Here is a 24048-nt window from a genome sequence, read left to right on the forward strand (position 1 = left end):
AGCAAAACGTGCAATAATTTGTCATTTTAATTCAGTATGCCCCTATATGGACGCCACATTCAGACAATCTTTAAAAGCGAAAGCACATCATTTAAAACCTGTTGTATACGTAGGTGCAAAAGGCTTAACTGCAGCCGTAGTAGAAGAAACGAACGCAGCACTTTTGGCTCATGAGTTAGTCAAAGTCAAGATCAGTGGAGTCGAAAAGGCAGAGCGTCATTTAATCGCCAATGATCTTTGTGCACAAGTCAGAGCTGAACTGGTACAAGCTATTGGCAATATCGCCATTATTTATCGAAAGAATGAGGAGAGATTACCCCTCACCCTACCCTCTCCCACAAGGGGAGAGGGAAAAAGTCTCTCACCCTTGTGGGGGAGAATGTCAATAAACCTATGAAAAATCAGCCTCGAGTTGCCCTATACTTTCGCTCAGTAATTGCGACAACCACTGTATTCCTTTATCAGAATGATCCTTTTGATGAATAACCAGGTAGATCGGGGTTGGCTCTAAATCAAAGGGCAGTGGCTGCTGTACCAATCCAAACTCCCCAGCAAACATATTAATTAAAAAACTTGGCGCAGTTGCAATGACTGAACTTGAATCAGCAACTGCAAAAAGGGCTGGCAAGATATTATTAACAAATAAAATATCATTGCGCTTTAATTTTCTTTTACTTAAAAAATCAGCAGAATGACTAAAGCGTTTTTCATCAAAACTAAACGCGATATGTTTGCTCGCCAAGTAATTTTTTAATGAGATAGGTTGCTTTAGTAAAGGGTTTTTTTTGCTGGCAAAACAAATGATCTTCTCTTCATATAATTTTCTTGCGATCAATTGTGACGGAACATTCTCTTTTTCAAGCGCACCAATAGCAATGTCTGTAGTTTTATCAAGAAACAATGATGGGCGATCGACTATCCCTGTAATCCTTGTTTCGATAACAATGTGGGGAAATTTCTCTAGCGATTTTAACAAGGATGGCAGAAGAATGAGCTCTACATAATCAGGCAGAGCAATTTTAAATGTTCTTTTTGCAACCATTGGGTCGAATTCCTCTTGCGGTTGTAATAGGTTTTGCACCTGAGACATGATTTGTTGTAAATGCGGCTGTAATTCCTGCGCTTTAGTAGAAAGGACCATCTGACCTTTTGCTGCAACCAATAATGGATCGTCAAATATCGCTCGAAGTTGCTTTAACGATGCGCTCATTGCTGGTTGGCTGACAAATGCTTTTTCAGCAGCTGCACTTACATTTTTTTCCGTCAACAACGCATGTAAATGCGTCAATAGATTTAAGTTTATCTTCTTGAAATGTTTCATAATCCGCCTAAAGAAACCAACATAAGCTAAATCAAGAGCTATCAATTATTTTTATAGTGGCCATATAAACAATCATTTTTTATTTAATGATAGACAATAAAATTAATAATTTGCATTCTATTTTTAGCCACCAATTATGCTATATATTTAATCAATGTAATCATAATTTATATATTATGAAACAGCTAACCGCCCTTTTTATTATGGCTAGCGTCGTGACCTTCCTTTTGGCCGGTTATTATTTTATTGAAGGTTGGCGTTTCAGCTATAGTAGTGTACAGACGAAAGGGGAAATCATCGGTTTTGTTGTCAAACCCTCACAAAATAATGTGACGCGGGCAGAAATGCTGAACTATCCGGTTATTCATTTCGAAACCCAAACGAAAGAACCGTTCACATTTACCAGCCAATGGGGATTCAACCCCCATAAATATAAAGTGGGGGATAAAGTCTATATTCTCTATCATCCCCATAATCCTAATCATGTTTATATGGGCAATTACCTACTCATCTGGATGCGCTTTGTCTTAGTGTTACTCGCTGCGGTGTTTTTTCTATTGTTAGCCTCCGTCACCTCCAAGAAAAGACAATAATTAAATTGTCATAATTTTGTTGCAAATGAGAATGATTATCATTTATAGTAAATCCTACCTACTATTTTCATCTTCCTGATCTTAAAAATTCAGATCAAATGCGGGATTGCGTTTTGGAGAGAATTATGGCCTTAGCCTACGGCGATTTTCACGGATTGAGTCACCAATTACGTTTCTTACTATTTGAGATTGGCATTGGCCTGCGCCAGCATGCTATTGAATATTTTATCACTGAAGCTCACCGTCAGTGTCTATATCGACTCCAACGTGCTGCAACCATTGAAGGCTTGGTACAAAATACAATTATCAGTCATCACATCCACGATTTTCTTGATCAACTGCAATCGCAATTGAAACATAACGATCCTGCTTCCATTTTTTTAAATTGGCGGGCTTTGCGGCTAGAATTGGATGAAACCATTGCTAATGAAGCAATGGCGCAAGCTTATCGACAGTGTTGGCAGCAGGAATTGAAAAACCAAGCCCGGGGATTTACGCGTTTCTGGGATTGGCTTTCACAAAAACTGCAACCTTATGAACAATTGCAATTACTTGAACAGTGGGGATGCCTTGGACACCCCGATCATCCTAATTTTCGCGCAAAAATTGGTTTTAGTAGACGAGAGGTACTCCAGTATTCCCCAGAATTTAACGCTTGTGTTAGTCTGCACTGGTGTGCCATTCACCACCGCTACGCTTATCTTTCACCACAAGCAAAAAATTATAATTCTTTGATTAAAAAACAATTTCCACAGGAATATTTCAACTGGGAGAAGCAATTATCGTTCAAACACCAAGATCCAAACGATTATCTCCCTCTTCCTTTGCATCCCTGGCAATGGCGAAATCAAATTCAAACGCAATTTTCCTCATTCATTGACAAGAAGGAAATCATTTTGCTCCCACATCATCAATTGACCAAACCTTCGATGTCTTTTCGTACGATGATGCCTATGGGAGGTACTAGCTGTCATTTAAAGCTGGCTACAGCCGTGCATACAACATCTGCGATGCGTACCATTTCTCCGGCATCAATCGATAATGGTCCAGCAGTATCTTCATGGTTGAATGCATTATTGGCCAAGCATCAGCATTACCACCAAAGCTTATTTATCGCTGCTGATTTGGCTGGCTTGAGATTTGAGCATGAAGATAGCCATTACGATCAATACAAACATTTAGCTGTCATCCTACGTCAAAATCCTCTTGAAATAATAAACAAAGGGCAACAAATTGTGCCTCTGGGAGCCCTGTTTGCTCTTTCACCTTTATCTAATTTGCCATTGCTAACCGAAATCATTGGAGCCAGTGGGCTTTTGCCGAGCGATTATTTTAGACGATATTGTGTCTGTGTTCTCTCAGGGCAATTGCATTTAATGCTGCGCTATGGTGTTGCTTTTGAAGCGCATCAACAAAATACCTTATTGATATTCACTGACAATCAACCTTCCGCGGTGGTCATACGCGATTTTGGGAATATCTGTGTTTGTATGCATGAGTGTTATAAACACGACTTAAAACCCGATTTTCACCCTGATTCAGCCATTGTCACGAACAATGTCACTGAGCTCTGTGACAAATTTGTGCATGGTAATCTTAGAAGTAACTTTGCTTATTGGATCAAATGCTTGTGTCAACACTATGGTTTAAATTCCCATGACCTATGGCAATTGGTTCGTTGGGAAATACAAAAAATATTGACAACAATTGCCCCTGACATTGATCCACAACTATTTGAATTGCAACGACACCATCTGCTTTCTAAGTCCTGGCAACACAAAGCCCTATTAACCATGCGTCTTCATAAGGAAAGGTACGACGGTTTATCTGTCGCCGTCACCAATCCATTAAGTCATTGTCATGAATAAGTCGCTGCGCAATCTAATATTAGTTTGTCAATTTAGCATGTTATTGGCCATGGAAATGGGAAATCCTTTTTTGCCCTTATTCATTGCCAGCCAAAACGAGATGGCAGCCCAATCAGCAGCCTTATTAAATGCACTCGCGCTCGCATTACCGATGTTGGCTAGCATGCTTATGGGGCCAATTTGGGGGAAAATGGCTGATCGGATTGGTTATAAGTCGATGCTAATGCGAGCAGCTTGGGCTTTAACGTTGACGCAAGGGTTAATGGCTTGTGCTTCTAGTGTTGGCGCTATTCTTGTTATTCGTGTTCTCCAAGGTGCCTTTGCCGGGTTTATTACTGCTATGCAAACCTATGTCATTTCTATTTGTGATTGGAATGAAAAAAGCTGTCATTTAAGCAGCCTGCAATCGTCTAAGGCAATTGCAACCAGTTGCGCAGGAGCAAGCGGTGGTTTTCTATTGAGCTTTATTCATTTTCGTGGGCTATTTCTATTGACCAGCTTGCTGTGTCTTGTCACTACGGTCATTATGCACGCCTGCTTACCTGCACAAGAACCAAGAAAAATAACCGCGCGCTCTCATGATTATCCGACTCAATTTTCTCATTTTGTAATCGCATTTATTGCATTGATCACCATGACGCAAATGGCAAAATTTTTGCCAGATCCTGGCTTTTCGCTCTATATGATGAGGGTTCTTCATGGACAACCTTGGGTCATTGGGCTTATGTATTCACTTCCTGCTATAGGTACTTTATTAAGCACAAAATGGTGTGGCCAGCACTTTGACCAGTGTCGACGAGGGAAAGCCAGGATTAATCATTACTTTTTCTATTATCTGACGTTGGCTATGGTCTTGATGTTTGCACATGGTTTTGTTCAACAACCACTGTTACTGGCTGTGATACGTTTATTATGGGGAATCGTGCTCGCCGCTTTACTGCCAGCATTATTTACTTTAGTGAGCGATTGCTCCGAGGAGCAAGGCCATGCTTTAGGCATCGCCAATTCATTTGCCAAACTCGGCAATTTATCAGGACTCCTTTTAGGGGGATGGGTATCCGGTTTGATGCCCTTGCACTATGTCTTTTTAATCATAGCAGCGGTTTACTTTCTCATGTTTATCATCGTCTTGTCGTTGAAAACACTTAATGATGCTGCTTTCCTCAAAACCGATGTACCAACATCGAGTTACAAATGAGAAAACCTACTTTATCTGTAACTACTCACTCACTATCGACGCACCTAGGCTTGACCGCGGGATCCAGTAAACTTGCCAAATCCTTGGATCCCGCGGTCAAGCCGCGGGAAGTCGTCGATACAGATAGAGGCGAACAGCTCCCTTTAGCGCTTATTTTATTAACTTGGTTTTTAGGCAATTTAAGTATCTATTTCATCACACCCGGGTTACCCGAATTAGCCACAGTTTTCCCTAGTAGTCCCAGAACAATCCAACTTGTTATTAGCTTTTTTTTGTTGGGGAAAGCCATAAGTATGCTTCTATGGTGCAATCTATCCGAACGAATGGGTAGAAAGCCTGTCTTTATTTTCGGTCTGTTTCTCTATAGCCTCAGTAACTTCTTGGCTGCCGCAAGTTTTAACATTCATGTCTTGTTAATTAGCCGTTTGTTGCAAGGTTTTGCAGTGGGAGCCACTTTATTGATGGGACGATGCATGATCAATGATAAACAAAATGAACAGGCAGCAACCCGTCAATTTGCCTGGTTATTCACCTTGGCTGGTGTGATCATCTGTTTTCTACCTTGGGTCGGAGCCATTATCAATGCCCAATTTGGTTGGCGAGCCTCTTTCTTTATTGCAGGAACCTATAGTTTATTTTTACTGGCTTTTGGTAGCTTTCGTGAAACAAAAAGTAGCAAAAATACCCCCTTACCATTATCTAAAAGCTTTTCTTTGGTATTTAAGAACCCAATATTTGTTGGTTACTTAACCATTTCTGCGCTCATGATGGCGGGTGAATCAGCCTTTAACACGAGTGCCCCTTTTATTTTGATTAAGAACGCTAACTTTACTCTCGTCGCCTATGGAAAAATTAAAACGCTTCTGGCTTTAATGCATTTATTAGGCACAGCAGGTTGCGGATTGTTTATCCGCTATTTTATTAGTGCCTCCTTAGTTGGTATCGGCGTTTTTCTATTCGCACTGGCTGCTGGCCTCATGCTGTTCTTTAGTCTTGTCACGCATGATATTTACCTAAGCTTGGTTTTTCCTATGATGATTTATTATTTTGGTACAGGTTTTATCGTTGCCTCTGCTGCTGCAGCTGCTGTCAGGCCCTTTCCAAAACAAATGGCCACGGCTATGGGATTATCACTCTTTTTTCAATTTAACTTTTCAGCCGTGTTCAGCCTTATAAGCAGTCTAATAGCCATCCAAACGGTAACACCATTTGTTGCAATCATTGCTCTAATTGGTTTCTTGAGTCTTGTCAGTTGGAAAGTCCTCATTGCCCGACGGACGGGAATTGCTGCGATCACAACGTGACAGTGAAGAAAGGATTGTATACACTTGACACATCATTCTCCATGCATTGTAAACGCATCATTCTGAGTTAGATGAGGTATGTTTAAATTATCACTGAGATATATACCTAACGCACTTAGCTTATTTCGTTTCGTTTTGATAGTACCTTTTTTGGTCTTTCTTTATGAAAAGGAATACGTAAAGGCCTTTTATCTATTTCTTGTGGCAGGCCTGACTGATGGTTTAGATGGTTGGCTGGCCAGGCATTTTCAATGGCAAAGCACTTTGGGTTCTTTTATTGATCCCTTAGCTGATAAATTATTGGTCGCTTCAAGTTTTATCTCTTTAGCCCTTATAGGAGAATTGCCTTGGTGGTTGGTTATTTTAGTGTTTTTGCGTGACTTAACGATTTCTATAGGGGTGATAGCCTGGTACTGGTTTATCCAGCGGCAACTTGAGTTTGAGCCCACACGGGTGAGTAAACTGAATACGTCTTTACAACTAGCCCTGGTTATTCTTTCTCTATTCGAGCTGGCTTTTTTTACATTTGCACCTTATTTAAAAGAGCTGCTTATCATTTGCACTGCACTCACCACCGCAGCAAGTTATGTAGATTATGTTTGGACTTGGAGTAAAAAGGCCTATACAGGGAATTCCATAGAGAAATGAATCGGCAACTTGCTTTGGCCATCCAACTCAACGACGAAGCCACCTTAGGTGACTTTTGTTGGCACGGCAATGATTTATTAGAACAGCAGGTGATCAAGACCTTAGCTGGGACAAGCGAACGGTTTCTCACCCTGTGGGGAAACACAGGTAGCGGAAAGTCTCACCTCCTACAAGCCTGTTGTCAAGCAGTCAGTGCCAACAGAGCGAGCATTTATCTTCCATTGCAAATTTTAAAGGAATGGGGACCAGAAAGTATTGATGGTTTGGAGGATCACCATCTTATTGCCATTGATGATATCGATGCCATTGCTGGCCATTCGCAATGGGAGGAAGCGTTGTTTCATCTTTATAATAAAGCACGTGCAAAAGACGATGTGATTTTGATTATCAGTTGCAAGCAGCCTCCGAATGCTACCAAAATAGCTTTAGCCGATTTGCGCTCCCGTTTAGGCTGGAGTCTCGTTATGCAGCTCCATGAGTTAGACGATGAATGCAAAATTAAAACCCTACAACAACATGCCAGAAAGCGTGGCTTCCAACTATCCATGAGTGTCGGTCAATTTTTGATAAAGCGCTGTGCTCGCAACATGCATGATTTACATGTGTTGCTTGATCGATTGGATGATGCTTCTCTCGCTGCACAACGAAAAATCACCATTCCCTTTGTTAAGGCGGTTTTAAACATTTGAACTTCTTAGAACATCTGAGAACATCGAATTACCGTGGCTTGACCACAGTATCCAGCGATCTTCAATGAACCATGGGTACCGTGGTCAAGCCACGGTAATTCGGTTTTTTTTGATTTGTCAAATTAAAACACTTGAAGATTGGGTGGATTCGCAGTTTATTCACGCAGCAATCACATATTTGCTATCGCTTCACTATAAAGAGGAACAGACTCCAGAGAGGGCAGATCACCAGACGATCGCGATCGTTTATCAAATAAGCCAAAGCCGTTGTGAGCTTCAAGGTATTGCCTGGCTGCTTGTAGTCTACCCTGCAGAGTGTCAACCTCTTTATGCAAGTTGCTATTCTCTTCCTTTAGCGCTTTCTTTTCTATTTCATCCTTAACATGCTGCTTTTTAATTTTTTTATTTTCTTTAAGAACAGCAATCAATTGTTTAAGGTTACCAGTCTCTCCCTCTACCTCCTTGGTGTCACATAGAGCATCGACCTTATCTTTATCCAGATGCATCCAACGACTAATAAGATTTTCCATTCCAGGTCGCATAGCAAGCCAATAAACGCCAAATGCAGCCAAGCCAACCCCAACACTGGCAACAACAATTGGCCATAAAGTGGTAGCTACCGAAGCTAAAAATAAATTCGCAAAGAACATGGCCACTGTTTGTCCAGAAAAGAAACCAGCACTAAAAAAGATGATACCTGCAACCCCTGCTGTGAACTTTTGTGCTTTTTTCAAATAGGGGTTATTGAATGCGGCTAGAAACTTATTTCTTTCTACATTCAATGCCTGATGTCTTTTTAACAACATTTTAGCTAAAAATATATTTTCTTTTATTTCCGCTACATCCTTGCCAACTGGATCGGCAAGAATAAGGCGAATGATCTTGATTTGCTTGTATTCATCAAGCAATACATCGAGCATTCTCGGTGTATAGGAAAATTCTACGCCCAAGTTTTTTGAAATCTCAACGAGATCAAAACTGTAAAAGAAAATGATGGATAAAATTGAAAAGAGAACCCCTACGGCAAGCAAAACATAGGTAGAGACAGGAAAAATTCCAAGGAGGGCAGTAATGCCATCAAAGCCGTCACAAGCAGAATAAATGGTTCCAGCAATGGCTAATAATACGAGTGTTGCCTTCGCTGTCCATTTGGGAACTTTTTTTTCCTCGGGGGCTGCTTGGGTTTTTGAAGTAGCCAGATCTTTTAAAAGTGAGACATTTAACCTCGCAATCAAAAAATCTGTATCAACATCTACGCTATTTCTGGGGAGGCTTTCAAACCAATTAATTAAGTCAGCTGGCTCGAGCACTTGTAGGCTCTGGAGCCCATTTGCTGTTGATTGCGTCAATAACTTCACTATAGACGGATTTTTTTTACACAACTGGGAGATTAATTCTTGGCTTTCTTTAAGGCTGATGGCCATTTCGTTCACCCCATAAATACAAATAATTAGCCCTTTCCTTTATGGGCGTAGTTGCACATAATTACTGCCGATTTATTAACCAAATATTAGCCCTCACGATTAAGGTTGAATTATAACGGAAGGATATTCAGAATCCGGCTTATACTTATCGCTTAGTCACCAATGTCCCGCGACCCCACACATAAAGCTTAGGGGCGAGCTCTAGGATCTTGGTATTCAAACATTGAGATATTGTACAGGATTAATTTTTCCACAACCTCATCAGAAAAGGGATGGTGAATAAACGTCGAAATATTATACAAAATAAATCCTTCTCTCTTCTACCCTCACGCGCCTCATCGTTAACAAGCACAGGTTCACGCCTGATGTAGCGACTTAGGCGAGCAGAGGTAAGCCACATGAGTAGACCGATACCCAAAGTAATCAAGCCTATGTAAGCAAATACTTGTGTATAAATCCTCAGAGATTCTACACCAGGCTGGAGATTTTCAGGCAAAGCTGTAAAAGAAGCAACGGAGGCACCAATAAATCCTGCCATCGCGGAAGTCAAAAACCACATCCCCATGACAAAACCAGCTATTCTATCCGGCACTAACTCAGCAATCATCGCCACGCCTAAGGCCGACACTAACAATTCACCGGTGCTTTGGAAAAAATAACTAGCAACCAACCACCAAGATGAAACCATTCCTGAGCCATCATGTAAAAACCTAGCAAAATAAAGTAAAGAGAAGCTAAGTCCACAAGCCAACATACCCAAGGCAAATTTATAAGGAATGGGGAAAGAGATACCACCTTGATGTAATTTACTATAAAGCGTAGCCAATATAGGACTCATTATAATAATCCAAATGGGATTTAAGGCTTGAAAACTCTGGGGGTCAATATGAATACCAAATAATGTTGGAGTCACATTATGGACAGCAAATAAATTCAAGGAGGTTGGCATTTGTTGGTAAAGGGTAAAGAAAATAACGGCTTCGAGCATCAAAATAAAAGCGACCAGCATTCTCATGAAGGAAATTTTATTTTCATTCCTCATATAAAAGAAATAAATAAGGACAACTACGACAGTAATCACCCAAACAAGATTCCTGGCAAGCATAACATCTTGTAATAGATAAGCCGAAATTCCTGTCACAATGGCAATACCAACAATCACTAAACCCCATTGCCAAAGCATGATGATTTTACGATCAGCCGGGGTATTGATGTACGCGACATGTTTCCGTTGGAACCAATAATTTGTCAAGCCTAAGACAAGGCCAATAAAGCTTAAGAAGTAAGCATAGGAATACCCGTAGCTACTCGAAAGCGATGGCCCAACAAATAAAGCGACAGTTGAGCCTAAATTGATTGCCATATAATACAAGGTAAACCCGGCATAAAGACGAGGATCATTTTCTTCATAGCATTTAGCTAATAAGCTTGAAGGATTGGCTTTAAACAATCCGTTACCGACACACACTAAGCCTAAGGCCCAGAAGACGTGCTCCTTATCGGTTATTGCTAAAGAGAAATATCCAAGTGCAAGAATGATAAGACCCAAGACAATCGTGCGTTTAGTACCCAGCACTTTATCACCGAGATAGCCCCCCAAAGACACCATGCCATAGACAAGAGCAGAAAAAGCACCAAATGTATAATAAGCAGCTGTATCACTGAATCCCAAGAATCGAATGAAATATAAGGTTAAGACACCCTGAACTGTATAGAACCCAAACCGCTCCCAAATTTCTAACATAAAAATCATATAAAAGGCACGCGGTTGTGCATGAAATAATGCGAGCATGTTTGCTTAGTTCCAGGTGGGGGACATAAGAAAAACGCTATAATACTTTAATGATAAATGCAATGAGAAACTATCAGACACCTGTGCAGGTCGAGGTAGTCGCTATAAACCGTCTTTTAGTCTCTTGTCCTTCCCTGCTTTCATCATCCTCCTCATGAAAAAGACCCAGATGTCTAGATGTCTCTGTCTTTTTAATTCGACATTGCGTCAAATTATTGTTCGGATCTTGCGATCTCGAATCAACATGTTCCATCTTTTGACTAGACAAAGTCTGCTCATGTAGTACATGAACGGCTTCATCTTCGCCAAATAACTTCAACATCGTCATGCTTGTGGACTCTAATTCCAAGCTTACCGATTTTTCAGTTATTGCAGTCTCTGTTAATTCTGGGGTGGCATGTTGGGACTGTGGAGCAATCGCTAAGATCTCTGTGAAAAGCTCTCCATCGTTAGAGAATTTAGCAAGAAGCCATTTGGTTAAATATTGCAACGAAGGGAAACCAATACGAGCAATAATATACATACCAGCAAAGGCGGCACTGACTGCAACCAAAGAGAAGCCCATGACAGGAGAAAGAAGAGTTAGAGCTAAGCCGATAACCACAAGGGCAGATAAAGCAATCGCAATAGCCCTATCCACGACAGCCATTACATCCATTTTTTTAAGTTTTTGTTGTAACCGAAACTGCTCATCATAAAGATCTTGAGTTTCTTCTTTTACCAGGAAAAAAGAGTGTTCTAGCTGTGCAAGCCTGTCCTCAATGTCAAACAAATTAAGTTCTTCACTATTATCTTCTAACTTAAACTGCATCATCGCAGCCCATTGCTGGATGTCCTGAATTTCTTCATTTTTTGCTTTAATTTCCAAAATAATATCTTCAGATCGTCTTTTTATCTGACGATAGCGAATTAGATGTCGCGCAAGTAAAAATATACTCACACTTAAACTAATGATTGCTGTGAGCATGGCAATTGGCGGTAATGTTATTGGTACGATTAGGGGAATAATTGCTAGCGCTAGTGACACCGTTGCATAGAGCCATCTAGCATTTTTAGCTAAGGAGATCGGTGGTTCCTGACCTAATAAGACTGCAGCAAGATAAATAAGTGGAATGCGAAAGAAATCAATGAATGCCAAGGCAAGACCACCCCACTGGAAACCTCTTCCAGCGATTTCAGCGGTACGAACAGCATACCCTTGGATAATAGCTAGCCTACTTAATGCGCCTCCCATCCCATCAATACTATTTAAAAAGCCGGTTATAAGAGGGAGCCTTTTTAGTAGTAAAATAATCACTGCTTTTTCAGACAAAGCAGGAGAGCTGAAATTGACTGTTTCTTGTAAGCACTGCAGTCTTGTTAAAAACAGTTCTCTTGCACTTAAATCTTCTTCCTCATCTGAAGCCAACCCACTCTCTTGCGATTGGAACGATTTTTTAGTGTCCTCTCCCATGCTCATCCTTGCTGCTTGGAACGTCCTTATGGATATCAGTTAATCATTAGCAAAAAATTTAATCTAGTCAATCATTGATCAATTTTGCAAAATTTGACCTCATTGTCATCGCTTTGGCAGCAACAATTCTCGCTCTGAAAAAAATTCAGTACTTGCTGTGGGGAAATGCTATGCTTGCCAGAATAGGCTATCGTCAACTATATTTTTATATCTTCAAAAAAAATAAGTAGTTATGGCAAAAAAAGGTGTATATTTAGCTGGCGGCGGGGCACGTGGGGCCTATCAAGCAGGTGTATTAAAAGCCATTCATCATATTTTACAGGTTAAAACACTGCCCTTTGAGATCATTAGCGGTGTCAGTGTTGGGAGTATCAATGCCGCTGTGCTAGCAGAAAATGCTCATAATTTTCCTGCCGCTGTTGAGAAGCTTGAGGCGATCTGGGGAGAAATCTCCTGCCAACAAATTTTCAATGCCAGTAATTACGAGCTAGGTAAATCTGTATTGCGTAATTTGAGTCATTTAGTTATAAAACAGCGGCAATCTGGTCACTTACTTGACACAACCCCTCTAAAAGAGTTCATTATTGAGAATATCGACTTTGAATTGATAAGGGTAAATATTGCAAGCAGGCACATAGAAGGGATGGAAGTTATAAGCCAGTGCTATGAAACCCAACAAACCATTTCTTTTTACCAACACTACAATGAAGCTGAGGTTGCTGACTGGCATTATCCACGCCATATTAGCCAACGAGCTAGCTTACATATGGAGCATATTCTCGCCTCGAGTGCACTGCCTCTTTTCTTTCCGACTGTACGCCTTGATGGGTTTCATTATGGTGATGGTAGCATGGGCTTGGTTTCACCACTTAGAGGGTCCATACGTTTTCAGGTGGAAAAGATATTAATTTTGGGAACAAGGCAATTACCCGTCTTTAGCAATCCTCAACATCTAAAAAATGGTGACATTGGTTTTGCCCGCATACTTGGTGGCATGCTAAATGGCTTATTTCTAGACAATCTCGATCGAGACATTGAAATGGTTAACCGCATGAATGATATTGCGCGTTTATTATCCATGTGGAAAAAACGTCGCTCTCCCTGGCGCCCAATTGATACTTTACATTTAAGGCCTAGCGTTGATGTCTCCCAAATAGCACAATCACAGTATAATAACATGCCAGCTTTGTTGCGCTTTTTATTAAATGTGCTCGGAGCAAAAGATCGTTCTGGAGATTTATTAAGCTTTTTGTTATTTGAGAAAGAATTTACACGTGAGCTCATTGAATTAGGCTACCAAGATACGCTTTCTGTTGCCGATGATGTACAAAAATTCTTTGCTTAAGTGCCTTTACAGCCCCCTTTGTTGTAACTCGGCTAATACAATGTTGGTCTCTGGTTTAACCCCATGCCAAATAAAAAAGGCTTCTGCTGCTTGTTCAACTAACATTCCAAGCCCATCAGTTGCGTTGCAACCATGCTCTTTTGCCCAACGAACAAAGGATGTCGAGCCATGAGACCTGTACGCCAAGTCATAGCAATATGTTGCGGGTTTTAGAATTGCAGCTGGTAAAGCAAGTTTTTCCTCACCTAAACTCGCAGACGTTGCGTTAATGACTAAATCAAAACGCTGTGTTAGATCAGTGAAACTACAGCATTGTATTCCTTCAAAATCTTGCTGGAGAGCTTGTGCTTTTGCCAGAGTACGATTAGCCAGGGTCAAATCAGCAATTCCAGCCTTCAATAACGGGCCAATGACTCCTCTGGCAGCTCCTCCCGCACCTAACAAAAGGACGTGTTTATTGTTTAAATCCAGATAATGCGCTAAATCCCTTAACAGGCCTATGCCATCTGTATTATCGGCATGCAATTGCCCTCCCTGCATCCATAACGTATTCGCTGCTTTGGCCTCTAAACAACGTGCAGTATTCACCGTCGCCATGGCGAAGGCTCTTTGTTTGAAAGGCAACGTTATATTTAATCCCTTACCTCCCTCAGCAAAAAAATCGGTTACTTTTGTCTCAAAGCTTGCCTCATCAACACATATCTTTTCATAATCAAGTTTTTTACCGGTTTGCTCCGCAAAGCGGTGGTGAATATAAGGAGACAGGCTATGCGCTACGGGATTACCCATTACAGCAAAACGATTCGGCATGTTTTCTTCTCATCTTTCCTAATTATTTTAATTGGCGTCAGCAATAGCACCTTAGCTACTAAAGCAGCCTCTATTAGACTTCTTTCGAAACTCGCTGTAGTGAGAGAAGTGCGAGGAGAAACGGAGCGCGGAACCGCAGTGTACACGTCAGTACATGAGGATTCGAGCACCGTATCGCAGACGCAACTCTCCACTGCAGTAGGGTTTCGAAGGAAGTCTATTTCTGTAAATGTCTACCTCAAGCTACAACCCAGCAACCCAATCATGGAGTTGGTTAAACGATTTAATGCATTTCTAGACACAAATCAGATTTTGCAACAATATCACATAACCCCCTTTCTTGATCATCATCCGTTACATCTTACGTTGTATTTAGCACGGTATCATCAAAACCAGTTGCCAAAAATTATCCAGCGGGTTGCCATCATTGCCAAACACAGCAAGGCCTTAAATCTACAAACAGAAAAAATCGAGGCCACACCGAGTATGTATACGCTATTATTAATTAAAAAAAACACCCATCTCCAGAAACTGAGTAACAGAGCCGTTATACGTTTAATGGGCCTGCGTGACCGATATGCAGCGATTCCTGCTTGGGCTAGAAATGATCCCAAAAGAAAAAAAGCATTTCTACGATTTGGCAGCCCAACGGTATTTGAACATTTTTCACCCCACTTTTCACTGTTTAAGGCTGATGGCTCCTCAGAAGAACAAAACCATCATTTACAAGCTGTACTAGAAGGGCTAATCGCACAGTTCAGCAAGCAAGAGTCACTCGAAGTTAACACCAAAGCCACGATCATTGCTGTCGGACTTGCGGACACACAAGGACAAATCGTGAAGGAGGTTGCCTCCTTTCCGTTAGAATAGAACTTCACCAGCTCAGTGATATAGGCAATCGACTTTAACTCTTACCTCAATGCCTGTGTTTGCCACGACCTTCCTTTCCTAGTGGCAGTTTTTGTGAAGATGATTTAGTCTTCCCTGATTTCATAGGTGTCAGGAAGGAACTTGCGACCTCCATTACCACTGTTCTAGGATCCATAGCAGAAAACGTTGGATCCAATAAAGGTTTAGTTATATCAATGGCTGCTTTTGTAGGGCCCATGGCTAATTTTGTTGGATCCCATAGCGTTTTAAAAGACTTTGCCGTGTCCATGGTTGATTTGGTCGATTTCTTAACCGTGTCCGTTAGTGGTTGCAGTACCTGCTCAAAAATAGAGAATGACTTTTGAAAATAGTTCAAGGCATGATGACCGTTTTCTATTGCCAAATTGACTTGTTTTTCCAAAAATTCTTCAGGACTCCTTATATCAACTAAATCTTCTGCCTTCAAGAACTGGAAATTTCTCATCGTGTCTACGTTAAGTTCCAGCATGGCTTGAAAAGGTCTTTGTATATGCTTTGCTATTTCCGTCCATTGCTCTAAATAGCGCTGATTCATAAAACCCTCCCCTCAACACGCCTTAAGTTAAGCAATAAACATCCTTAACTTTCTGACAGTGTATCCCTTTTAATTTGTTCTCATTAAAAGTTTAGGTCTAAGCACATAGGTTCGCAAACTTGTACGGGTGTTGGATTACAACTTAACATGTATTTTTATTTTTACAGAATTAGCAACAGCATCGCATAATTATTAAAGTACGTCATTTTCAGCTACATCGAGAATGACATCAAATGAAAAATGGAACGTTAATATATTCAACCTCAGTAGATTCATTATGAAATTTCTTGTTTAATGGGTTGTTTTGTTTTAATTTTTATTCTAAAAGCAGAGAGAATATTGAGATTATGTAGTTCAAAGTCCCCTGAAAGCAAAAATAATAGATTCGCAATAAATCTTAATGAATAATTGAATAGAGGGCATTATGAAACAGCGCTTATTTATTCATCTTAAAAATGATCTACCATCCTCTATTGTGGTTTTTTTTGTTGCCTTACCTTTATGTTTAGGAATTGCATTAGCATCAAATACTCCTTTATTTGCTGGAATTATTGCTGGGATCATCGGTGGAATCGTCGTTGGGTTAGCAAGCGGTTCAGCGCTAGGAGTCAGTGGCCCAGCCGCAGGACTTGTAGCAATTGTCATCAGTTCAGTTGAGAGCTTGGGTAGCTGGGAAGCTTTTTTGCTAGCTGGAGTAATTGCCGGCGTATTGCAATTAATTGCAGGTTTTCTACGGGGTGGTATTATTGCTTACTACTTTCCTTCAGCAGTCATCAAAGGCATGCTTACAGGAATTGGAATCATAATTATTTTAGAGCAAATCCCGCATTTATTAGGACACGACGTTACCCCTCTTCTTACATCAAATGGAGAGCTAGGCATCAGTGGCATCAGAGAAGCATTGGATTACGTTAATCCTGGTATTGTTCTTATCAGTATTCTCTCTCTTTTAATTTTTTTTCTTTGGGAAAAAGTACTAACAAAAAAGCATAAATTTTTCGAAATCATTCAAGCCCCCCTCGTTGTTGTCATTCTGGGGATCACTCTAAACTGGTTTTACGAACACCGATTAATGGAATTCGCCCTGGAACGATCAGCATTGGTCCAGCTTCCCAAATTTTCCAAAATATCTGAATTATTTCAATACCTAACCTTACCTGACTTTTCACTAATTACTAACTTCGCGATATACAAAGTAGCAATTGTTATCGCTCTAATCGCAAGCTTAGAAACGTTACTCTGTGTGGAAGCAGTGGACAAACTTGACCCCCACAAACGCATCACGCCTACAGACCGCGAATTAAAAGCTCAAGGATTAGGTAATATAATATCTTGTTTTATTGGTGGTCTCCCTATTACGCAAGTTATCGTGAGAAGCAGCGCCAATGTCGCTTTTGGTGCGAAAACTAAACTGTCCACCATTTTGCATGGGTTTTTTCTTTTTATTTGTGTCGTAAGCATACCAGAAATACTCAATAAAATTCCCCTGGCTTCGCTCGCTAGTATTTTAATTATAATAGGCTATAAACTTGCTAAACCCGGTTTATTTAAACAAATGTATAAAATGGGTTGGGAGCAATTTGTTCCATTTATTGTCACAATCGTTGGCATTGTTTTTAATCACCTACTTTTTGGAATTACCCTAGGATTTTCAGTCGCTATTTTCATCATTTTACGTCATCATTTTCTTAATTCACATGACCTTATTAAAATCAAAGCTAGAACCAAAAATCAGTATCTTCTAAAACTCGCAGAAGAAGTTTCCTTCCTGAATAAAGGAAGTATTATTAATGAATTAAAGAATATACCTGAGGATACAGATGTAATAATTGACGGCTCTAAATCCAAAATGATTGATCATGATATCAAAGAGGTCATTCAAAATTTTATACTAAATGCAAAAACAAAGAATATTAAAGTAAAACTAATAGGAATTTAAACGATGTGGACGTTAACTAAAGCCGTGTCTTCCTTTTAATTTGTTCTCATCAAAAATTTAGGTCTAAGCGCATAGGTTCGCAAACTTTTATTTGTTTTAAGTAGAGTAAGTCTCATTAGCGAATGTTACATGTCGTGGAAGGCAGCATTAATTACCCATGCTTTCTGGAAAGAGGGAAGTATTCGGTGACTGAACCCCTTTCACCATAATAAATGACTTTGGCCTCATCAATAAAAACTCCGTATCGATTAATGCCAGCGATAGTTATCCGTTCAAGAAATTCAGGATATGTAATTATTTTCTTTTGCACCTCTTCAAGTGCATTGGCTAATTTTTGTTGATCAAATTCTCCAAATCTGAAGGCCATGGGCATTAGAAGTTCTTCCTGATGAATGGAGTCATCAGTAAAATAATAAGTTATACTTTTATTTCTTAGATTGACCTTATAAGCCTTAACACCTACAGCTGCTATTTTATTGACATGCTCGAGAAAATCAGAGTCATTTTCATAGCATTTTTTTAATGACGCTTTTATCGTATTAATTGCATCAATCACTTCATTCTCCTGTTTTTGCTGAAAACTGAATTCTAAAAATGATTAATCACGACGTATTGGAAAAATACGACACGGCAGCAATTTATATCGCTAGAGAAGGGGGAGCACCAGAAAATTCTTTAAAGCTATTTATTAAATGCGACTGGTCGTAGTAAGCACATTTTTCCATGATATCTTCCCAACTTAAACCAGCTTGAAGGTATTTAAGTGTAAGTTGGAATCGTTTGAGCAATAAAAATTTTTTAGGCGAAAAACCAACTAATTCTTTGAAACGGCGTTCTATTGTTCTGGTAGTATATCCTGAAATTTCCTCTAATTGCTTAACTTGATAACAGGAATTATTCATTGTCTGCTTAATCAGCCCTATGAAATGATTATCTACCTTTTTATCAATATTTCCGATTCTCAAATGATTAAAGAACTCTTCCAAACGGGTAGAGAGCTCACAGGGTGTAGGCGCGGTAAATAAAAGTTCTTCAAACCTTTCTTGTTCAAAGACACTCAAAATATCACCAAAGCTAACTGCATTATTGGTAAGGGTTTGTGAAGACTCTCTCATTAAACAAGGTATTGCCCAAGGATAAAATTTTATCAAAAGAGTTTTTGTGTCAGCACTGGTACACTGATATTTTTTGGGACGAGTTTGCAGCCCACTGAATCCACAACGACTTAACTGAATGTTTTGATTATTATTAATTAATAACAGTGAACCTGAATATTGAAAACCAAGCACGACATACAAATCCGGTAATACCGTGTAAGGCACGGTACTTTGTTGCGTATTATCATTAATTTCAATACTTTTGATTAGAGGAGTCATCGCTGTTAAAACTTATAAATTTAGCTAAGGCTCATTATATACTAAAGCGCGTTGACAGTTGGCCTACGTGCCGCGGCACGTAGGCGTGGAGACCGCCTTAGATTTAAACAGCCAAACTTTTGGTAACGATTTCACGCAAATCACGAGACAGATCCAATGCCGCTAACTTATTTAGTTCTTTCTTCATCAGTTCTTGTCTTTTTGTATCATAACGGTGCCATCGTGTAAAAGGAGTAGCTAATCTTGCCGTGATTTGTGGATTTATCTTATCCAATTTGACGAGCATATCCATTAAAAAGGCATAACCACTACCATCTTTTGCATGGAAATTTCGTGGATTTGCTTGCGAAAAAGCACCTACTAATGCCCTGACTTTATTAGGATTTTTGATGTTAAACGCTGGGTGCTGAAGCAAAATTTTAACGCGTGCCAACGTATCTGGTTGCTCACTGCTTGCCTGGATTGCAAACCATTTATCCAACACAAGTTCGTCTTGAGACCACTGCCTATAAAAACTATCAATGGCTTTCTCTCTTGCAATATTTTGAGAGGAGTTGTTTAGCAAGGCAAAACTGGCCAGTTGATCAGTCATGGTATGCGATTTCATAAACTGCTGTTCACATAGCTCAAGACTCTTATTTTCATCAGCTTTCATCATCAACCATAAGCAGACATTTCGTAATTTCCTTCGTCCAAAAGCCTTTGCGTTCATGGCATGATCTTCAATTTGCCAGAGAGCCTGATACATTGAATGAGCCTTTGCAAACAAATGTCTCCCCAGCGTTGCACGGAAAAAATCTCTCGCAGCCTCCACAGCATCAACATCTACTGTAGTCAATTCTCCGGCCACATCTTCAAAAGCAGGGGGCGTTAAAATTTCAGCACGTAAAGCAGGATCCAAACTGTCATCTAGCAATACATGTTGATAGGCCGCAATTAAGGGTGTTGGAATATCCCATTCTTTAGAAGAACCATTCAAATAACCTTTGATACAAGATAATGCTAAGCTTTGAGCGGCATCCCATTTGGCAAAACCGTCATTCTCAAAGCGTAAAAGAGCAAGCAAGGCGTCCTGGCTAGTTTGCGCGTGCAGTTTGATCGGAGCAGAAAAATCACGCAACAAAGAAACGATCGGTTCTTCTTTTAAACCCGTAAAATCGAAGGTTTCTTTGGTTTTGCGCAATTCAAGAACCTCTTTTTTGATAGGCAATGCCTTTCCTGTTTTATCAAATAATGCCACACGAATGGGAATATGAAATGGCTTCTTATCCTTGCACTCTGGGGTAGAAGAACAAGATTGTGTCATGGTTAGAGTGAGAGTATCACCACTAAAATGCTTAACGACCCTCACCTCAGGTGTTCCTGCTTGACTGTACCAACGCTTAAATTGTGTTAAATCAACCTGATTAGCATCCTCCATAGCTGCAACGAAATCATCAATAGTTACTGCTTGACCATCATGACGCTCAAAATATAAATCCATGCCTCGGCGGAAGCCTTCTTTTCCTAATAACGTATGTTGCATACGAATCACTTCTGCACCTTTGTTGTAAACGGTGGCAGTATAAAAATTATTAATCTCCTGATAGGAATCAGGTCTAACCGGATGAGCCATCGTCCCTGCATCCTCAGGAAACTGTGTATTACGCAAAACCTTTACATCAAGAATTCGGTTGACATCACGAGAATTCATGTCGCGAGAAAACTCTTGATCGCGAAAAACAGTTAAGCCTTCTTTCAAACTTAATTGGAACCAGTCTCGACAAGTCACCCGATTCCCTGTCCAATTATGGAAATATTCGTGCCCTACAACACCTTCGACATCAGCAAAGTCTTGATCAGTTGCAGTATCTGGACGGGCAAGAATATATTTTGAATTAAAAATATTTAAACCTTTGTTTTCCATAGCTCCCATGTTGAAATCACTTACAGCAACGATCATAAAAATAGAAAGATCATACTCTCGTCCATAAACCTCTTCATCCCAACGCATTGCTTTTTTCAATGACTCCATCGCATGCGAGCATTTATCTTCATTCCCATGCTCGACATAAATGCGTAAATCAACCTCTTTTCCAGAGCGGGTAAAAAATTTATCGCGCACACAAGCCAAATTACCAGCAACTAAAGCAAACAGATAAGAGGGTTTTTTGAATGGATCCTGCCATTGAACCCAATGACGCCCTTCTTCTAAATCACCTGCATCAATTAAATTGCCGTTAGACAGCAAAACCGGATACGTATGTTTGTCAGCAGTAATCCTCGTGGTAAAAGGAGCCAATATATCAGGTCTGTCAGGAAAGAAAGTCATTCGTCTAAATCCCTCAGCCTCACATTGAGTACAAAAAAGATGATTTGAACGGTAAAGCCCAGATAATTTAGTATTCTCTTGTGGGCGTACTCGAGTAACGATGGTCAATTTCGAATCATCCGGGCAGTTATCAATGATCAAATCATCCCCTTCGCGTCGATAACTGCCTTCTTTAAGTTGTTGCCCATTAAGATGTATACTGATCAATTCCAGCTCATCGCCATACAGACGAAGAGGGCCTTTATATTTGCGTTCTAATGCAAGCTGACTGGTAATCCGTGCGTGATCATCATATAAGTCAAAATTGAGCGCCACATTTTTTACCTCAAAAACAGGAGGTTGGTAATTTTTCAGATAAACAGTAGTGTCTGGCATGGAGTTTGCTCCGCTCTTGATAACAGTTAAAAAATAATAAAATAATAGATTGAATTTTTTATTAAATTTTTGTTCTTACACTATAATAAAATTTAGATAGTGTCTCGCTTTTACAGGCGAAATGCAAAGTTTGATTTAAAGGAAAAGACGTTGTTTTTTCCCATTGGGCAGGGAATTTAGTAAAGGGGATGACTTTATGAATACACAAGATTTTTTAGCGGGCTATACCCAACGCTTTGTTGACAGCAAAGAGGAAGAGTTAACCCTGAATGAATACCTGGAGTTGTGTCGTACTGACCCCTCTGCCTACGCCAATCCTGCTGAACGCCTGTTGATGGCCATCGGCGAACCAGAAAAGATTGATACTCGTCACGACCCTGTTTTGTCACGTCTGTTTTCAAATAAAGTTATACATCAATATGATGTTTTTAAAGAGTTTTTTGGGATGGAAGAGCCCATTGAACAAATCGTTGGTTTTTTACGCCATGCCGCTCAAGGCCTGGAAGAAACCAAACAGGTTCTTTATCTTCTAGGCCCTGTTGGAGGAGGTAAATCCTCTCTCGCCGAAAAATTAAAAGATTTAATGCAGAAAGTTCCTTTTTATGCCATTAAAGGTTCCCCTGTTTTTGATTCCCCTCTGTCACTATTTGATCCAGCTGAAGATGGTGAGCTGCTTTACGAGCGCTTTGGTATCCCATCACGGCATTTACGCTATGTCATGTCTCCATGGGCCGTTAAACGCTTGCATGAGTACAATGGTGACATTAGTCAGTTTAAAATCGTTAAAATCATGCCTTCCCGCATGAAGCAAATCGCCATTGCCAAAACTGAACCTGGTGATGAAAACAACCAAGATATTTCGTCTCTGGTGGGTAAAGTAGATATTCGGAAGCTGGAAGAATTTTCACAAGACGATCCAGATGCCTACAGTTACTCTGGGGGATTATGTCGTGCTAACCGCGGATTATTGGAATTTGTGGAGATGTTTAAAGCACCAATCAAAGTACTCCACCCGTTGCTTACTGCAACACAAGAAGGCAATTACAATGCTACCGAGGGTTTATCTGCTATTCCCTTTGAAGGGATTATCCTGGCTCACTCTAATGAAGCTGAATGGCAAACGTTCCGTAATAATAAAAACAATGAAGCCTTTATTGATCGTATCAATATTGTAAAAGTACCTTATTGTTTACGGGTCTCCGAGGAGGTCAAGATATACAAGAAACTGGTGAATCATAGTTCTCTTAAAGAGTCCCCTTGCGCCCCAGGCACCTTAGAGATGTTAGCCCAGTTTTCAGTCCTAACACGTTTGAAAGAACCACAAAATTCAAGTATTTACTCCAAAATGCGCGTTTACAATGGCGAAAGCTTGAAAGATACGGATCCTAAGGCCAAATCCTATCAAGAGTATCGCGATTTCGCTGGCGTGGATGAAGGAATGAGCGGGATTTCAACGCGTTTCGCCTTTAAGATTTTGTCAAAAGTGTTTAATTTTGATCACTCTGAAATTGCCGCAAACCCTGTCCATCTTTTATATGTCGTTGAACGTCAGATCGAACAGGAGCAATTCTCACAAGAATTACATGAAAAATATTTAACATTTATCAAAGAATTTTTGACACCCAAGTATGTTGAATTTATTGGCAAAGAAATTCAAACAGCTTATCTGGAGTCTTATTCTGAGTATGGTCAGAATATTTTCGATAGATACATTACCTATGCAGACTTCTGGATCCAAGATCAAGATTATCGTGATCCGGATACAGGAGAAATTTTTGATCGTAGTTCATTGAACCTGGAATTGGAGAAGATAGAAAAACCTGCGGGTATCTCTAATCCCAAAGATTTTCGTAACGAGGTAGTCAATTTTGTTTTGCGAGCACGGGCTAATAATCACGGTAAAAATCCAGTTTGGAATAGTTATGAAAAACTAAAAACAGTGATCGAGAAAAAGATGTTTACCAACACGGAAGATTTATTACCTGTTATTTCCTTCAACGCGAAAGCTTCGGAAGATGATAAGAAAAAACATGAAGAATTTATCGCTCGTATGGTAGATAAAGGCTATACGCGCAAGCAAGTCAGGTTACTGTGTGAATGGTATTTGCGAGTACGCAAGTCACAATAACTAATACTTAGCTTGTCTTGAAATTGCCTT

At 40.0% G+C, this 24048-nt stretch carries 19 protein-coding genes and 1 pseudogene; 11 read left to right on the forward strand and 9 right to left on the reverse strand.

The features are described from left to right. Positions 1-46: 46 nt before the first annotated feature. Positions 47-310, forward strand: a pseudogene (locus tag CKV79_RS12465) (YhbY family RNA-binding protein); the annotation flags it as partial. A gap of 81 nt (positions 311-391) precedes the next feature. Here CKV79_RS12465 and lelA read toward each other — a convergent pair. Beyond that, on the reverse strand, positions 392-1321 hold the full coding sequence (lelA, locus tag CKV79_RS12470; RefSeq protein ID WP_028373258.1) for a LysR family transcriptional regulator LelA: 930 nt from the start codon (positions 1319-1321) through the stop codon (positions 392-394). 176 nt (positions 1322-1497) lie between these two features. Here lelA and CKV79_RS12475 point away from each other — a divergent pair, with 176 nt between their 5' ends. The 6 genes from CKV79_RS12475 to hda all read left to right on the forward strand — a co-directional run bounded on the left by CKV79_RS12475 (position 1498) and on the right by hda (position 7621). Then, a complete protein-coding gene (locus CKV79_RS12475) occupies positions 1498-1914 on the forward strand; it encodes a DUF3592 domain-containing protein (RefSeq protein WP_157737144.1) in 417 nt (138 codons plus the stop codon). A 125-nt stretch (positions 1915-2039) separates the two neighbouring features. Further along, the gene (locus CKV79_RS12480; protein WP_028373260.1) at positions 2040-3782 is read left to right on the forward strand and encodes an IucA/IucC family protein; all 1743 of its coding nucleotides are present in this window, start codon (positions 2040-2042) and stop codon (positions 3780-3782) included. Next, a complete protein-coding gene (locus CKV79_RS12485; protein WP_065236354.1) occupies positions 3775-4980 on the forward strand; it encodes an MFS transporter in 1206 nt (401 codons plus the stop codon). Before CKV79_RS12480 ends, CKV79_RS12485 begins: the two co-directional genes overlap by 8 nt. Beyond that, the gene (locus tag CKV79_RS12490; RefSeq protein WP_081778071.1) at positions 4977-6284 is read left to right on the forward strand and encodes an MFS transporter; all 1308 of its coding nucleotides are present in this window, start codon (positions 4977-4979) and stop codon (positions 6282-6284) included. Before CKV79_RS12485 ends, CKV79_RS12490 begins: the two co-directional genes overlap by 4 nt. Before the next feature lie 78 nt (positions 6285-6362). Beyond that, on the forward strand, positions 6363-6932 hold the full coding sequence (locus CKV79_RS12495; protein WP_028373262.1) for a CDP-alcohol phosphatidyltransferase family protein: 570 nt from the start codon (positions 6363-6365) through the stop codon (positions 6930-6932). Next, positions 6929-7621, forward strand: a complete 693-nt coding sequence (gene hda / locus CKV79_RS12500; RefSeq protein ID WP_028373263.1) for a DnaA regulatory inactivator Hda — start codon at positions 6929-6931, stop codon at positions 7619-7621. Before CKV79_RS12495 ends, hda begins: the two co-directional genes overlap by 4 nt. Before the next feature lie 170 nt (positions 7622-7791). Here the strand turns inward: hda and CKV79_RS12505 are convergent, their stop codons facing one another. From CKV79_RS12505 to CKV79_RS12515, 3 genes are all read right to left on the reverse strand, one after another. Beyond that, complete coding sequence (locus CKV79_RS12505; RefSeq protein ID WP_051546156.1) at positions 7792-9045, reverse strand: hypothetical protein; 1254 nt, start codon at positions 9043-9045, stop codon at positions 7792-7794. 241 nt (positions 9046-9286) lie between these two features. Then, positions 9287-10837 carry an oligopeptide:H+ symporter gene (locus tag CKV79_RS12510; RefSeq protein ID WP_081778072.1) on the reverse strand — a complete coding sequence of 517 codons (1551 nt, stop codon included), beginning with the start codon at positions 10835-10837 and terminating at the stop codon, positions 9287-9289. A gap of 73 nt (positions 10838-10910) precedes the next feature. Then, entirely contained in the window at positions 10911-12290 is a 1380-nt protein-coding gene (locus CKV79_RS12515; RefSeq protein ID WP_028373264.1) for a hypothetical protein, read from the reverse strand. A 232-nt stretch (positions 12291-12522) separates the two neighbouring features. On the opposite strand from CKV79_RS12515, the gene CKV79_RS12520 reads away from it, so the two are divergent. Beyond that, on the forward strand, positions 12523-13635 hold the full coding sequence (locus CKV79_RS12520; protein ID WP_028373265.1) for a patatin-like phospholipase family protein: 1113 nt from the start codon (positions 12523-12525) through the stop codon (positions 13633-13635). Between the two features lie 6 nt (positions 13636-13641). Here CKV79_RS12520 and aroE read toward each other — a convergent pair whose 3' ends face one another. After that, complete coding sequence (gene aroE, locus CKV79_RS12525) at positions 13642-14445, reverse strand: shikimate dehydrogenase (protein WP_028373266.1); 804 nt, start codon at positions 14443-14445, stop codon at positions 13642-13644. On the opposite strand from aroE, the gene CKV79_RS12530 reads away from it, so the two are divergent. Continuing rightward, positions 14404-15315, forward strand: a complete 912-nt coding sequence (locus tag CKV79_RS12530) for a DUF1045 domain-containing protein (protein ID WP_081778073.1) — start codon at positions 14404-14406, stop codon at positions 15313-15315. The two genes, aroE and CKV79_RS12530, sit on opposite strands and share 42 nt — an antisense overlap. Positions 15316-15361: 46 nt before the next feature. On the opposite strand, the gene CKV79_RS14080 is transcribed toward CKV79_RS12530, so the two are convergent. Further along, positions 15362-15889: a phasin family protein gene (locus CKV79_RS14080; protein WP_065236353.1), complete on the reverse strand. Its 528-nt coding sequence runs from the start codon at positions 15887-15889 to the stop codon at positions 15362-15364. Between the two features lie 424 nt (positions 15890-16313). On the opposite strand from CKV79_RS14080, the gene CKV79_RS12540 reads away from it, so the two are divergent. Then, entirely contained in the window at positions 16314-17828 is a 1515-nt protein-coding gene (locus CKV79_RS12540) for a SulP family inorganic anion transporter (RefSeq protein ID WP_028373268.1), read from the forward strand. A gap of 151 nt (positions 17829-17979) precedes the next feature. On the opposite strand, the gene CKV79_RS12545 is transcribed toward CKV79_RS12540, so the two are convergent. The 3 genes from CKV79_RS12545 to pepN form a co-directional block, all read right to left on the reverse strand. Next, entirely contained in the window at positions 17980-18384 is a 405-nt protein-coding gene (locus CKV79_RS12545; RefSeq protein WP_028373269.1) for a DUF1398 family protein, read from the reverse strand. 82 nt (positions 18385-18466) lie between these two features. Continuing rightward, the gene (locus tag CKV79_RS12550; RefSeq protein ID WP_028373270.1) at positions 18467-19204 is read right to left on the reverse strand and encodes a helix-turn-helix domain-containing protein; all 738 of its coding nucleotides are present in this window, start codon (positions 19202-19204) and stop codon (positions 18467-18469) included. Between the two features lie 103 nt (positions 19205-19307). Next, complete coding sequence (gene pepN, locus CKV79_RS12555) at positions 19308-21890, reverse strand: aminopeptidase N (RefSeq protein ID WP_028373271.1); 2583 nt, start codon at positions 21888-21890, stop codon at positions 19308-19310. A gap of 196 nt (positions 21891-22086) precedes the next feature. Here pepN and CKV79_RS12560 point away from each other — a divergent pair, with 196 nt between their 5' ends. Beyond that, positions 22087-24018 (forward strand): PrkA family serine protein kinase, encoded by a 1932-nt coding sequence (locus CKV79_RS12560; RefSeq protein ID WP_028373272.1) that lies wholly within the window; start codon positions 22087-22089, stop codon positions 24016-24018. The last annotated feature ends 30 nt before the right edge of the window (positions 24019-24048 follow it).

This window comes from Legionella lansingensis, assembly GCF_900187355.1.
Lineage (GTDB): Bacteria > Pseudomonadota > Gammaproteobacteria > Legionellales > Legionellaceae > Tatlockia > Tatlockia lansingensis.